The 14,578-nt window shown below is 42.7% G+C and carries 9 protein-coding genes; all 9 read left to right on the top strand.

Annotated features, from left to right (window positions below; translation table 11 throughout):
- The first annotated feature begins 91 nt into the window (after window positions 1–91).
- The 9 genes from I2I13_RS15890 to I2I13_RS15930 all read left to right on the top strand — a co-directional run bounded on the left by I2I13_RS15890 (window position 92) and on the right by I2I13_RS15930 (window position 14,577).
- Window positions 92–3,157: a SusC/RagA family TonB-linked outer membrane protein gene (locus I2I13_RS15890; protein WP_195649950.1), complete on the top strand. Its 3,066-nt coding sequence runs from the start codon at window positions 92–94 to the stop codon at window positions 3,155–3,157.
- A gap of 12 nt (window positions 3,158–3,169) precedes the next feature.
- Window positions 3,170–4,615 carry a RagB/SusD family nutrient uptake outer membrane protein gene (locus I2I13_RS15895; RefSeq protein WP_195649951.1) on the top strand — a complete coding sequence of 482 codons (1,446 nt, stop codon included), beginning with the start codon at window positions 3,170–3,172 and terminating at the stop codon, window positions 4,613–4,615.
- Between the two features lie 28 nt (window positions 4,616–4,643).
- Window positions 4,644–5,840, top strand: a complete 1,197-nt coding sequence (locus I2I13_RS15900) for a DUF4929 family protein (RefSeq protein WP_148367626.1) — start codon at window positions 4,644–4,646, stop codon at window positions 5,838–5,840.
- A complete protein-coding gene (locus I2I13_RS15905) occupies window positions 5,827–8,691 on the top strand; it encodes a pitrilysin family protein (RefSeq protein WP_195649952.1) in 2,865 nt (954 codons plus the stop codon). The genes I2I13_RS15900 and I2I13_RS15905 overlap by 14 nt, the downstream gene beginning before the upstream one ends.
- Window positions 8,672–9,571, top strand: coding sequence for a ChaN family lipoprotein (locus I2I13_RS15910; protein WP_148367628.1), 900 nt, complete (start codon window positions 8,672–8,674; stop codon window positions 9,569–9,571). The genes I2I13_RS15905 and I2I13_RS15910 overlap by 20 nt, the downstream gene beginning before the upstream one ends.
- Before the next feature lie 108 nt (window positions 9,572–9,679).
- Window positions 9,680–11,278, top strand: a complete 1,599-nt coding sequence (locus I2I13_RS15915; protein ID WP_148367629.1) for an aspartate:alanine exchanger family transporter — start codon at window positions 9,680–9,682, stop codon at window positions 11,276–11,278.
- Window positions 11,279–11,324: 46 nt separating this feature from the next.
- A complete protein-coding gene (locus I2I13_RS15920; protein ID WP_148367630.1) occupies window positions 11,325–11,705 on the top strand; it encodes a hypothetical protein in 381 nt (126 codons plus the stop codon).
- Between the two features lie 84 nt (window positions 11,706–11,789).
- Window positions 11,790–14,111, top strand: a complete 2,322-nt coding sequence (locus tag I2I13_RS15925; RefSeq protein WP_148367631.1) for a TonB-dependent receptor — start codon at window positions 11,790–11,792, stop codon at window positions 14,109–14,111.
- Between the two features lie 124 nt (window positions 14,112–14,235).
- Complete coding sequence (locus I2I13_RS15930) at window positions 14,236–14,577, top strand: hypothetical protein (RefSeq protein WP_148367632.1); 342 nt, start codon at window positions 14,236–14,238, stop codon at window positions 14,575–14,577.
- The last annotated feature ends 1 nt before the right edge of the window (window position 14,578 follow it).

Here is a 14,578-nt window from a genome sequence, read left to right on the forward strand (position 1 = left end):
AGAAATAATATAGCAATTTGTTGCGATTGTCCGGGCCGCATTAAGTATTTAATTTTGCGGTCCGGATAATTGTTTATAACAAAACGCTAAAATGAGAGCATTTATTATTTCTTTTTTTGTAGTTATTTTCATTTCTGCCATTAGTTTTCAAGCTACCTATGCCCAACAAAAAGACATTGTGCTGACTGGTATGGTCACAGATCATCAGGGAGAACCACTTCCTGGCGCTACGGTTCGTATTGGAAATACTCAATTTGGTACGGTGACTGATGCTAACGGACGCTATCAGTTGCGTGGAAGATGGAAAAAAGGAGACATGATTATCTTCTCCTTTATCGGAATGAAAGATGTCCGTGAAAAGTATACGGGACAGAATATACAGGATGCAGCTATGCAGCAGGATGCCAAATCATTGGATGAGGTGGTCGTGGTGGCACGGCAGAATATCAATGAGTTGGATATTCGTGCAAAATCCGGTGTAGTGCAGAATGTAGATATGGGACGTCTGAATAGCAAACCTATGATTGATATGTCGTTAGCATTGCAAGGAAGTGTTCCCGGACTGATTGTTACCAATACAGGTGATTTGGGCTCGAAGCCGGAAATTCGTATTCGTGGAAACTCGTCTTTTCGCGAAGGGGATGCTGCGAATGAACCACTATATGTAATGGACGGACAGGTAATCTCATCCGATGCCTTTATGACCCTTAACCCGGCGGACATTAAAGAAATAAAGGTGTTGAAAGATGCTGTGGCATGTGCCTTGTATGGTATCAAAGCCGCCAATGGAGTAATAGAAATCACTTCCTTGCGCGGGAATCCCGATGGACGTACAACTACCAGTTACAGTTTCAATATGGGTATTACTACTCGTGGACGCAGGGGAGTCGAGATGATGGATACGGACGAGAAACTGGAACTGGAGCGCCGATTACAAAATCGTTCTACTCCCGGTTATCGGTACAGTGAGGATTACTATAGGAAGTATTTCGCCAATGATCCGAATTTGAACCAAATGATAGCCGAAGGGCAGGGAATACTCGATTCTTTGCGCATCATTCATACTGACTGGTTCGACGAACTGATTCATTTAAATACCTATCAACGTCATAATCTGAGTGTCAGAGGCGGGTCGGAAAAAACGTCTTATTATGTATCTGCCAATTATGCCCAGCAAGGAGGACGTGTGCCGGGGAATGATACACATCGTTTTACTGCCACTATGAGTCTTGACCAGCAACTGGGTAGGGTGGGATATTTGTCATTAAGTGCCAATGCGGGATATTCTGAAACAGATACGCCGAATGGAAGTTCATATTCTCCTACCGATTTGATCTATCAACTCAATCCTTATGAAACAAAGACGGGAAAATTAGTTTCTTTTTCTAATGAAACTTCAGATTACACTTATAATGATTTGTTAAGTCAGTACAACAGTAAATCGACAGACAAACGCGGTGGAGTAAGTGGGAGTTTGAATTTGGAACCTCTGAAAGGATTGAGTATCGATGCTGTAGCAGGTATTGATATGCTTTTGAATGAAGGCATGACGCTGGTGCCTTCTACTTCTATCAGCGAACGAAACAGCGGGGTGGATGAAGCAGAGCGTGGAAAGCTCTCCAAAGAGAAAAACGTGACAACGAATGTTTCATCGAATGTCCGCATCACTTATAACAAGATATTTGCGGAGAAACATGATTTTACTATTGGCGGGAATATGGATTATTATATGACGGATGCGGATAATGTTTCTATTACAGGATATGGAGTGGGTACGCAAATGTCACCATCCGCTATCAACCAGTCTATTTCCGGTAATAGAAAACCTGTGGTCGGTTCTTATAAGGAAAAGACTGCCCAACTGGGAGTGGGGCTGGTGATGGGATATAGTTTTGATAATACTTACGATCTTTTCGCGACCTACAAAGCGGACGCTTCTTCTATCCTTCCTGAATCCAAACGTTGGAATGCCGCATGGGCTATCGGTTTGGGATGGACGATCAGCCAGTATCCTTTTCTGAAAGATAATAATGTAATCTCCCGCTTGAACTTGAAGGCTTCTTACGGGCGAATGGCTAATTTGGCGGGAGTGTCTGCTTCATCAACGATTGGTACTTTTTCTTATTCGATTGATTATTATGGAAATGCACGTCTCCTGCAGTTACTCGCACTTTATAATACCGATCTGAAAGCGGAGCAGACAGCATCTACGGATATTAGTTTGTCGGTTGAACTATTCAAACGTCTGACTTTGGACGCCAACATTTACCGGCGTGAGACAAGCGATGCTTTGCTTGATGTTCCGGTTCCGTTGTCTAATGGATTCAGCACGATGAAACGCAATATTGGCGTGCTGCGCAATGAAGGCTACGAATTGAGCGCTTCCCTGAAAGTACTTGATACTTCTGATTGGCGTCTTTCGCTACGCGGATCACTGGCGTACAATCGTAATAAGGTAGTCGATTTATATTATGCCGATCGCTTATATGCAAGTGAAGAAGCTATTATTCCTGATTATGAGATAGGAAAATCGTATGATATGATTTATGGATTGAAGTCGTTGGGGATTAACCCGATTACAGGCCTTCCCGTATTTCAGGGAGCAGACGGGCGCGAAATACCAGCCACGGAAAATCCGTCGAAAGAGAACATTGTAGCTTTGGGTCATGCGACCCCTCCTTACAGTGGTATATTCAATTTAAGTTTTTCTTATCGTGATTTTGATTTGGATATGGATTTCTATTATGTATTTGGCGGAGTTAAATCTTATAGTTATTCATACGTCCGCTCTTCCGATGACGCTAATAAAAATGCCATAAAAGGGCAATTGCAGAATATGTGGTTTGAGAAAGGAGATGAAGGAAAGACGTACCATTCTCCTTTTTACAGTTCTTCGGCTATCGCCTCACTGGATTATCCGAATACGGAAACTGTTGGAAAGAGTGATTATCTGAAACTGTCAATGGTGTCATTGCGTTATCGTGTTCCGCACACATTTCTGGAGAAGAACTGTAATTTCATTAAATATGCCAACGTTGCTTTCCAGGCATCCAATCTGTTTATGATTACTCCTTATAAGGAATCTGATCCGGAAACAGGTTCGTTGGCGGGTACGATGCAGCCAGTGTTAACCATTAATTTGAGTTTGACTTTCTAAACATGGATGGATATGATGATTGTAAAAATGATAAATAAAAGTCGGATCAAAACTGTGATAGGCAGTCTTTTCCTGACACTTTGTTTCACTGCCTGCTCATTGAATATTCCGTATGAAAATCAGTTTTCGGATCCGGATGCCATAACAACGCCGAATACTGCCCGTGAGTTGTTGGCTACTGCTTACAAGCAGTTGCCAAGTCCGGAATTTGACTTATCGGTATTAGGCGATGATTTTGAAACAACTTCCTGGATTTCCCGGGATGCGAGTTTGAATAATCTTTATAAATGGCAGACGCAACCCATAGAAGATCTCGCCGTTTCCATCTGGTCTGACTATTATGCGGCGGTAGCTATAGCGAATGCAGTGTTGGAACGTGTAGATGGCATATCGGTATCTACAACTGAAGAGACGAAAGAACTGCAAGCAGTGGTGAGCGAAGCGAAATTGTTGAAAGCTTATTGCTACTTCAATCTTCTCCGGCTTTTTGCACCGGATTATGAAGACGGGCCGGAAAAGGATGGAATCATATTGAAGGATCAGCTGGAATTGGAATTTCTGTATCGGTCGAGCATTGAGGAATGTGTGACTGCCATTCGTGAGTTGCTCAAGGAGGCCTTGACGGTGGAGAATAATCCTTCGGATGTTTATTGGTTTTCACAGTATAGCGGTTATTATATGTGGGCGGAATTGGAACTGTATGCTCATAATTATGAGCAGGCGGCAGAGTATGCACAAAAGGTGATCGATGAAAAAGGCGGCTATGATGTGCTTGGTGAAACGGTGTATGCTACATTGTGGAGCAATTCGTCCTGTGCAGAACGGGTGTTTTCTTTGTTTACAAACAGCAGCTATTATACCGGTATAAATTATGATACACATAAAGGGGATTACATGACAGTGAATAGTTCCCTGATAACCTTGTATGCTGATGGAGATATTCGTTCGGGAGCATCTGTATTTACCAAAGAAATGACGGATGATGCATTGGGCAACACGACGATGGAGAATTGTTTGGGTAAATATAATAAAATGAACTGGGAGAAGATAGAGCCGCAATATATCAATAAATATCGTGTGGCTGGTGCCTGTTTTATTCTGGCGGAAGCATACTGTCGTGACGGAAAGGGGCACGATGGACAAGCTGTCGGGGTGATGAACCGGTATTTGGAACAGCGTAATGCCACTTTGTTGGATACGCAGTTGTCCGGCGAGCCTCTTCTAAAGGCTATCTTTCAAGAAAAATGGAAAGAGTTTGTAGGAGAGGGGGAACGCTATTTTGATTTGAAGCGATGTCGTAAGGGAGTACTGTCCGATTGGAATACTTCCGGTACGATGGCAACAGACAAACGTGTTCAGGCGGATGATTACCGTTGGACTTTCCCCATTCCGAGAGGAGAATATCTGTATAATGAGAATGTATCACAGAATGAAGGTTGGACAAAAATAGAGAACTGATAATTTTAATTATAAACGAATCAATAAAATGAAAAAAGAAATGAAGAAACTGTTTGTTTATACAATGGGAATGTTCCTGTTGTCTCTTGTCACATCGTGTGGAGATGATAAAGAAGATACTGGGTATACAGGCGTTAATAAGATTTATTTATCTGCAGAAAATCCGGTGATTGAAGAAGCGGAAGCAACTCCCCTGACGGTAAATGTCGATCTTACTACAGCTTGTGAGCAGGATGTTACACTTAATTTTGAGGTATTGGATGACGAAGCCGGTATTTTAAAACTGGTAAATAATCCGGTGACTATTCAGGCCGGTCAGAAGAAAGCGACTTTTCAAGTTGTATCCAATCAGAAAAATCTGTTGGCTGTAGATACTTATTTTCAGATTGGCATTTCTACTATTCCTGTAGAGAATATGGCTTTGAATGCAGTGTTAAGTGTGCGTGTGAAACCCGATCCGCAAATACCGGAACTTTCCGAGGAACAATTGGCATTGATTGAAGGCTATAAAACTAAATATAACATTGATTTGACAGACTGGCTGGGAATCGTTTCTTGTCACACAGTGGTAAATAGTCCTGCAGATGGATATTTAACTCCTTTTGTTCAAGCGTTCACAAAAGAATACGACGGGAAAACAATTATTACTTTGAGTGAGGAGGCTACGGCTGAAATGCCTGTGTTGAAAATGGTGGACAACCCGATGGGATTAACCGAATATCTATATTGGGTATTTCGTGCCGAAACGGTCGAAGACTCCGAGTATTGGACAGAGTCACCGGCATCACAGACCTTGATGGAACAGATTAATTGGAATAAAGATACCAATGAAAGCTTCTCCGCATCATTGAACGGTATAAAACTTAAAGATATTACTTCTTCTACTGCCACTGTAGACTATATAGGAGAAGGAACAGACTCTTATGGTGATCCGATAAAAGCAGTTCCGTTCTCATATACTTTTAGTGCATGGACCCGGCAACAAGAATTGATGAAAACAGATCCAACTGCTCAAGAAATCTATGAACAGGGGGGAAGGGCAGAACCCGATTATTATTTGTGCAATACAGGTATTGACGAAGATGGTTGGGAAGATCCGGAAAATTTTGAAGAGTCTACCGGTAGTATTGATTTTACTGCTAAAAAGATGACCTTTAAATTTTTGATAGACCACATGAATGCCGGTGGATATACCCATGTAACAGTGACCTATGAGAAGAAATAATAAGAACTTGTATAAGTATGTTTCCATAGCAGCTATTTTAATAGCTGCTATGTGTGTGTATATACCTGGGTATGCGCAATCTGCTCTGATTTCTCTTCCAAAAGGAACTGTAGAGGGGTATTTGCCTAACGGACTGCATTATTTAATATTGAAAAACGCTGTTCCTGCTTCAAGGGTAGAGTTCCGTTTGATTATGCGTGTCGGTTCTGTTCAGGAAACGGAGAATCAGAAAGGATGTGCTCATTTCCTCGAACACATGGCATTTGGTGGAACCAGGCATTTTCCCAAACGTTCATTGGTGAGTTATCTGGAATCTAAGGGAGTGAAATACGGAATTGATATCAATGCTTTCACAGGCTACGATCGTACCATTTATATGTTTGCTGTCCCCACAGATCATGGGCAGGAGGCTGTTGTTGACAGTTCGTTGTTGATTATACGTGACTGGCTCGACGGAATATCTTTTCTTCCGGAGAAAGTGGAGAATGAGAAAGGAATCATTCTGGAGGAATTGAGAAGTTATGATCTCAATGATGAATTCTATCAGTTGAAGATTGGACAGGGTGTTTTTGGAAACCATATCCCTTTGGGTACTGCCGATGATATTCGTAAAGTGACCCCTCAAGTACTCAAAGAATATTATAATAAATGGTATACTCCTTCACTGGCTACATTAGTGGTAGTGGGAGATATTTCTCCCAATGAGATAGAGGCTAAGATAAAAGCAGGTTTCTCTTCATTAAAGAAACGTGTGGCTAAAGATTTTCGCATTTATCCGTTGGAGTATGCAAAAGGTATTCAAATATCGGAAGTCAGAGATTCGTTGCGTAACCATACGAAAGTGGAGTTGATGATTCCTCATCCTTGTGTGGTTGAACGCACTATAAACGATGCTGTCAAGAAAGAAACCGGACGTCTACTGCTTCGGGCAATAACACAACGTTTTCGGGGGCGTCACATCAAAGCGGATCTATCTGATTCCTGGTATTTGAGCGATAAGAATCATTTGGTATTGGCAGTAGAGGGAAACGACAGGAGCGAAATACTAAGTACTATAACTATTGCCGTAGCCGAATTAAACTGTTTGATTCGTGAAGGATGGGACAAGGAGGAACTGGCAGATGTCCGTACACAATTCTGCAATCAGCTAGCTGAAGGCAATCCTGACGATGCGCGTTCTTCTATTTATTTCTGTGATGATTTTACTGATTATGTAATATCAGGTGATCGTTATATGACTGCCCCGGCGGAGCGGAAGCAATTGAAAGAAGCCATGTTGCATGTGCAAAATAACGATTTGCAATTACTGCTGAAAGAATGGCTTACTTATCAGAAGCAAGCTATGCTTGTTGCCTGTAATTCTCATCCGGGGTTGGGGATGCCATTGACAAAACAGGAAATAGCTGAAGCGTGGGCAGAAGGTGAACGGGCAGAATGTATACCTTATACTTATGTTCGCCAGGAAGAAAAAGAGGAAGTGCCGGTAGAAACACCCGCTTGTTTGGCTATCCGTCCTCCTTTTGATGCTACGATGATTGCTCATATCAATGTCTATAATGAAATGGGGGTTAGGGAAGTAAAGCTGAAAAATGGTATTCGTTTAATAATGAAGCCCACACAGGATTCTGACAGCACCTTGTATCTGACTTCTTTCGCTCCCCTCGGCACTTCTTCCTTGTCCGACGAAGAATATCCTTTGTTAGAAGGTGTTGGAGGATATATCGATATGGGAGGTCTTGCGAAAGTAGATGGTCAAATTCTTTCAGAATATCTTTTTCAGAAAGAAATGTCAATCACTGTAGCCATGGAAAATCATTGGCATGGTTTTATGGGAATGTCTTCCACTGCTAATGCGCCGGAATTCTTCAACTTGATTTATGAGAAGATTTTTGATCCTGAACTGAAATACGAAGATTTTGAAGAGATACGTCAGGGATTGATGCAGAATGAAGGGAAAGAAACCATGTTGGAGAAAATGCTGAAAAGGGATTCAGGGCGTCAGTTGTCTGCCCGCATCAATGAATTGATGGGAGCATCTATTATGCGTCCATCTATTCGCTCTTTTGCAGAACGGTTGAACCTCGATTCCATAGCCGGATTTTATAAGAAATTGTATACACGTCCCGAAGGAACTACGTATGTTGTATGTGGTAGTTTCAATCCGGATTCGCTCATGCGCCAGTTTGTGTCTGTATTCGGAAGAATTCCGGTTTCAGGAAATACGGTGCAATACTCTTATCCTAGTTTTGAACTACCGGATAAAACCCTTATAGAGGGATTTCCTAATGATAACGAGACACAGACCTTGTTTGATTATTTACTTTACGGTCATTACCAGCCTTGCCAAAAGAACACACTCATGTTGAAATTGATGCGAGATGTAATTCGTAACCGCCTGATTTCAGTCTTGCGTGAGCGGGAGTCATTGGTCTATTCTCCTTATATTTCATTGTTTTATGAGGGAATCCCGTGGGGTACATTCTACTTTGACATAAATGCTTCTGCCGATAACCGGAATATGGGGCAGATAGACCGTTTGTTGAAAGAAATTCTTCAGAGGCTGAAGGAAGAAGAAGTAGATATACAGGAATTACAAACCATCAAGCGCTCTTTCCTCTTGGCAAAACGTGAAGCATTGAATGAAAAATCACCGGCGGCATGGCGTACCACGCTGGTCGGATTACTTAAAAATGGGGAATCATTAGCTGATTTTGAACAATACGAACAATGTCTTGATGAGATAACTCCGGTTGAGTTGCGTAAAGCTTTCAAAGAATGGATTGACTTGGATAATTATGTGCTATTATATTTGAGTAATAATAAATTAAAGAATGAAACAGCAAATGATTAAGCGTTTATTAGTTATAATTTGGGGGTGTTTTTGCCTGCAAATGGTAACCTGTGCACAGGTAGGAGTGGACAAGCCTGCCTACGTGTTATATGATAATGCGGGGAAAGCAATTACTTACAGCCAATTGATAAAGCAACTGGAGAAGTATGATGTCGTTTTCTTAGGAGAGATGCATAATTGTCCTATCACTCACTGGCTGGAGTTTGAAATAACCCGTTCCCTTTACCATATTCATAAGGACAAACTGATGTTGGGAGAAGAAATGATGGAGAGCGATAACCAACTGATCCTGAATGAATATTTGCAGCGTAAAATTTCTTACGATCGTTTTGAAGAAGAGGCTCGTTTGTGGCCTAATTATAGTACGGATTATTCTCCGGTAGTCTATTTTGCTAAAGAGAATAAGATTCCGTTTATCGCCACAAATGTACCCCGCCGTTATGCCAATGCAGTGAAAAACGGGGGACTTGAAGTGCTGGATTCACTGTCAGATGAGGCTAAAAGATACATTGCCCCTTTGCCCATTTCTTTCAATTATGATGAAAAGGAGAGTGAGGCAGCTTTTAGCATGATGAATATGATGGGAGGACAAAAATCCGGAGATAATTATAAGTTGGCACAGGCACAGGCTGTAAAGGATGCTACAATGGGGTGGTTTATAGCTCACAATATGAAAGACAAATTTCTGCATATTAATGGAAGCTATCATTCCGACTGGAAAGGTGGGATTATTCCCTATCTGCTTCAATATCGTCCCGGGACAAGCGTTGTGACGGTTACTTCCGTACGTCAGGAAAACACGGATAAACTGGATGAAGAAAATAAAGGTCGTGCGGATTTCTATATCTGTGTCTCGGAAGATATGGTAACCAGTTATTAAGAAAGTAAAAGAATCAGGTTAGTAAAACTCATAAAAGTCTCCATGATGCTGTGCGTCTGGAGACTTTTTTGTACCTTCGCGCCCTTAAACTAACTAACCTTTATTTTTATGTTTACTGACTTATTGCATTCCTCTTATTTTTCCCTTTTCCTGATTGTCGCATTGGGGTTTATGCTGGGAAGAATAAAAATCAGAGGATTATCTCTCGATGTGTCGGCAGTTATTTTCATTGCCCTTCTTTTCGGGCATTTTGGTGTTATCATTCCTAAAGAATTAGGAAACTTCGGTTTGGTGCTCTTCATTTTTACCATCGGTATTCAGGCAGGGCCCGGATTCTTCGATTCTTTCCGCAGTAAAGGAAAGACGCTCATTCTCATTACTATGCTTATTATTTGTTCCGCCTGCCTGACCGCAGTCGGATTGAAGTACGCATTTGATATTGACACACCGAGTATTGTCGGTCTGATTGCCGGTGCGTTGACCAGTACGCCGGGTCTGGCGGTTGCTATCGACAGTACCAATTCTCCTTTGGCATCCATTGCTTACGGTATCGCATATCCGTTTGGAGTGATCGGTGTGATTCTGTTTGTCAAGCTGTTACCTAAAATTATGCGGGTGGATTTAGATAAAGAAGCCCGTCGTTTGGAAATAGAACGTCGCGGACAATTCCCGGAATTGACTACTTGTATTTATCGTGTCACCAATTCGAATGTGTTTGATCGCAGCCTGATGCAAATTAATGCGCGTGGTATGACGGGTGCCGTTATTTCCCGTCTGAAACACAATGATGAGATATCCATTCCTACAGCTCATACAGTGTTGCGTGAAGGAGACTATATACAAGCCGTAGGTAGCGAAGAAGCGCTGGATCAGCTTGCTGTACTGGTAGGTAAGAGAGAAGAAGGTGAACTGCCTTTGGATAAAACGCAGGAAATAGAATCTTTGCTGTTGACCAAAAAGGACATGATAAATAAACAACTGGGGGATTTGAACTTACAGAAGAACTTTGGCTGCACGGTTACCCGCATTCGTCGAAGCGGTATTGATTTGTCTCCGTCTCCCGATCTTGCTTTAAAATTTGGTGATAAGTTGATGGTGGTCGGTGAGAAAGAGGGGATTAGAGGAGTAGCCCGCCTGTTGGGGAACAATGCGAAGAAACTGTCCGATACGGACTTCTTCCCTATTGCGATGGGGATTGTATTGGGAGTGCTGTTCGGCAAAATAAATATATCTTTCTCTGATAGTCTGTCATTCTCTCCGGGATTGACCGGCGGAGTGCTGATGGTAGCTCTTGTGTTAAGTGCGATTGGCAAGACAGGACCTATTATCTGGTCTATGTCCGGACCTGCTAATCAGTTGTTGCGCCAGTTGGGTCTGCTTCTTTTTCTTGCCGAAGTAGGAACTTCTGCCGGTAAGAATCTGGTAGCCACTTTTCAGGAAAGCGGATTGCTGATGTTCGGAGTGGGGGCTGCCATCACATTAGTGCCGATGCTTGTTGCAGCCGTTGTAGGACGTCTGGTATTTAAAATCAGCCTGCTCGATTTGTTGGGGACTATTACGGGCGGTATGACGAGTACTCCGGGACTTGCTGCTGCCGATTCAATGGTAGACAGTAACATACCGAGCGTAGCTTATGCAACAGTTTATCCGATTGCTATGGTATTCCTGATTCTGTTTATTCAAATCATAGCTTCGGCGGTATATTAACAAAATTTTGTATAATCATTGATTGTTAAATAAATAGTTCGTATCTTTGCCGCCTCAAAGAAAAAATGAGGTGAAACGATTGTTATTGAATATTACACGCTACTTCTTACCGATACTGTTTGTGTCGTATCTGGTAAGCTTTACATTCTTTGCCCACGTGCATGTGGTCAATGGCGTGACAATCGTCCATTCACACCCGTTTAAGAAAGGGGCGGCACATAAACACTCTACAGTCGAACTGCTGCAGATTCATTTTCTGTCTCACTTGACGGCAGACGGTGCAGCTATTGTTTTTGCTCTTTCCCTTTTTATTCCTTTCTTATTGTGTTTTCTGCTCGGACGTTCGCAATATGCTCACTATCACTGTCCGTATCATGGGGTAGTGGGACTTAGAGCACCTCCGGTTATTCGTTTCTCCGTTCTTTGAATGATGATACCGTACCTTGCATGAGGTAGGGCATTGTCTGTCTATCCATGTGAATACTTATCGAAAATGAATAACAAACGAAAAATGAAGAAATATATCTTTTCGCTTGTCTGCCTGTGCTGCGCATTGTTGCCTGCCCTTGAAGGACAAGCTCATGAATATCCGGATCATCCCGAATTACGTAAGTCAGATGCCAATATTATTGGCCATATTCTTGATAAAAACACAAAAGAGCACTTGCCCTATATTACAGTCGCCCTGAAAGGTACTACCATCGGAACAGTGACCGATGCTACCGGGCACTATTTCTTGAAAAATCTTCCCGAAGGCAATTTTGTGCTTGAGGTTAGTTCGGTGGGCTATAAAACCGTCAGACGAAATGTGACGCTGAAGAAAGGACGTACATTGGAAGAAGATTTTGAAATAGAAGAAGACGCAGTTGCTTTGGATGGCGTAGTAGTATCTGCCAATCGTAATGAAACCACCCGCCGGCTGGCTCCGACACTGGTGAATGTAGTAGATTTGAAAATTTTTGAGAATACCAACTCTACGACTTTGGCGCAGGGGTTGAGCTTTCAGCCAGGCGTCCGTGTAGAGTCCAATTGTCAGAATTGCGGTTTCCAGCAGGTGCGTATCAATGGACTGGATGGTCCTTATACGCAAATCCTGCTCGATTCCCGTCCCATTTTTAGTGCACTCTCCGGTGTATATGGTATCGAACAGATTCCTGCCAGCATGATAGAACGTGTGGAAGTGATGCGTGGAGGCGGTTCGGCCTTATTCGGTTCATCTGCCATTGCCGGTACAATAAATATCATTACTAAAGAGCCGATACGCAACTCCGGTATGTTATCCCATACAATTACGGGAATTGGCGATGGAGACGCTTTTGATAACAGTACGGCATTAAACGCATCTCTTGTGACGGATAATCAACGTGCCGGTTTGTATATCTTCGGTCAGAACCGCCATCGCTCTGCGTATGACTATGATGGAGACGGATATTCCGAGATTCCTAAGTTGCATGGTCAGACAATCGGTTTCCGTTCATTCCTGAAAACAACGACTTATTCGAAACTGACTTTTGAATATCACCATATGGAAGAATTTCGTAGGGGAGGAGACTTGTTGAACCGCCCGCCCCACGAAGCGAATGTGGCGGAGCAGACCGAACACTCGATCAATGGCGGAGGACTGAAGTTTGATTATTTCTCACCTGACGAGAAACATCGTTTCAATGTGTTTGCATCCGCGCAGCATATCAATCGTGACAGCTATTATGGTGGCGGACAAGATCTGAATGCTTACGGAAACACCACCGACCTGAACTGGATGGCAGGATCGCAATATGTTTATAGTTTCGCAAAATGTATCTTCATGCCTTCCGACCTGACTGCCGGAATAGAATTCAATCAGGATAAACTGGAAGATAATATGTGGGGATATAATCGTACGGTAGACCAAAAAGTGAATATCGGTAGTGCCTTTCTTCAGAATGAATGGAAGAATGAGCACTGGGGATTCCTTATTGGCGGTCGTTTGGACAAGCATAATCTGATTGACCATGTGATATTCAGTCCGCGTGCCAATCTGCGTTATAATCCGACTGAGAATATCAATCTTCGTTTCAGTTACTCATCCGGTTTCCGTGCTCCGCAGGCCTTCGACGAAGATTTGCACGTGGAGAATGTAGGCGGTAATGTGGCGATGGTTGAACTGGCGGACAATCTGAAAGAAGAAAGATCACAGAGCTTGAGTGCTTCGGCAGATATTTATCACCGTTTTGGCGCGTTTCAGGTTAACTTTCTGGTAGAAGGATTCTATACAAAGCTGTCAGATGTATTTGCCCTTACCGACGGAGAGACAGTGGACGGAATCCTGACACGTACACGCTACAATGCACCGGGAGCCCGTGTGATGGGATTGACATTAGAAGGAAAGATGGCATATCTGACTAAATTCCAGCTTCAGGCAGGAGTCACTTTGCAGCAGAGCCATTACAGCGAACCGCACGTATGGAACCCAGACGCTCCGGCTGTGAAGAAAATGATGCGTACGCCGAATACTTACGGTTACTTTACAGCAACCTATACCCCGATAAAACCATTATCTATCGCTCTTTCCGGTACATATACCGGTTCGATGCTGGTTCCCCACGAACCTGTGCCGGGATTCCTTGAAAACCCGATAACGGTGAATACCAAAGACTTCTTCGACATCGGTTTGAAGGCTGCCTATGATTTCAAACTTTACAAGTCGATGAACTTGCAGGTGAATGCCGGTATACAGAATATTTTCAATGCTTACCAGAATGACTTCGATAAAGGGGCCGACCGTGACTCCGGTTATATCTATGGTCCGTCGTTGCCGAGAAGTTTCTTTGCAGGGGTGAAGATAAGTTATTAAGATTCGGTTAAGATTTAAAATCGTTATAAATAGGGATTGTTTTGTATAGAGACAATCCCTATCTTTGCAAAAAACAAACTGAACTCTGACTTTACTGCACGGAATAGATGTGCAAAATTACCGGATGAAACAATTGTACCTACATATAATGAAGTATTTTCTGCCTGTACTGTTTATTTCGTACATGGCAGGAATCACTTTGTTTACTCACTCACATGTGGTAAACGGGGTTACGATTGTCCATTCGCATCCATTCAAGAAGGGGAGTGAGCATAGTCATACGACGGTTGAATTCCAGCTACTTCATTTCCTGAATCACATATTGGTGACAGATAGCGGACTATTACCCGCGTTTATTGTTGCCGTTTTCTCTTTCTTGTGTATTCTGCTTGCCCGTCCGCAAGGTATGCGGTATTGTCGTACTTGTCCGGGCGTAATATCTCTTAGGGCGCCTCCTGTCGCTTAGT

The sequence above is a fragment of the Bacteroides sp. D55t1_190419_B8 genome, from assembly GCF_015558905.1.
Classification (GTDB): domain Bacteria; phylum Bacteroidota; class Bacteroidia; order Bacteroidales; family Bacteroidaceae; genus Bacteroides; species Bacteroides vicugnae.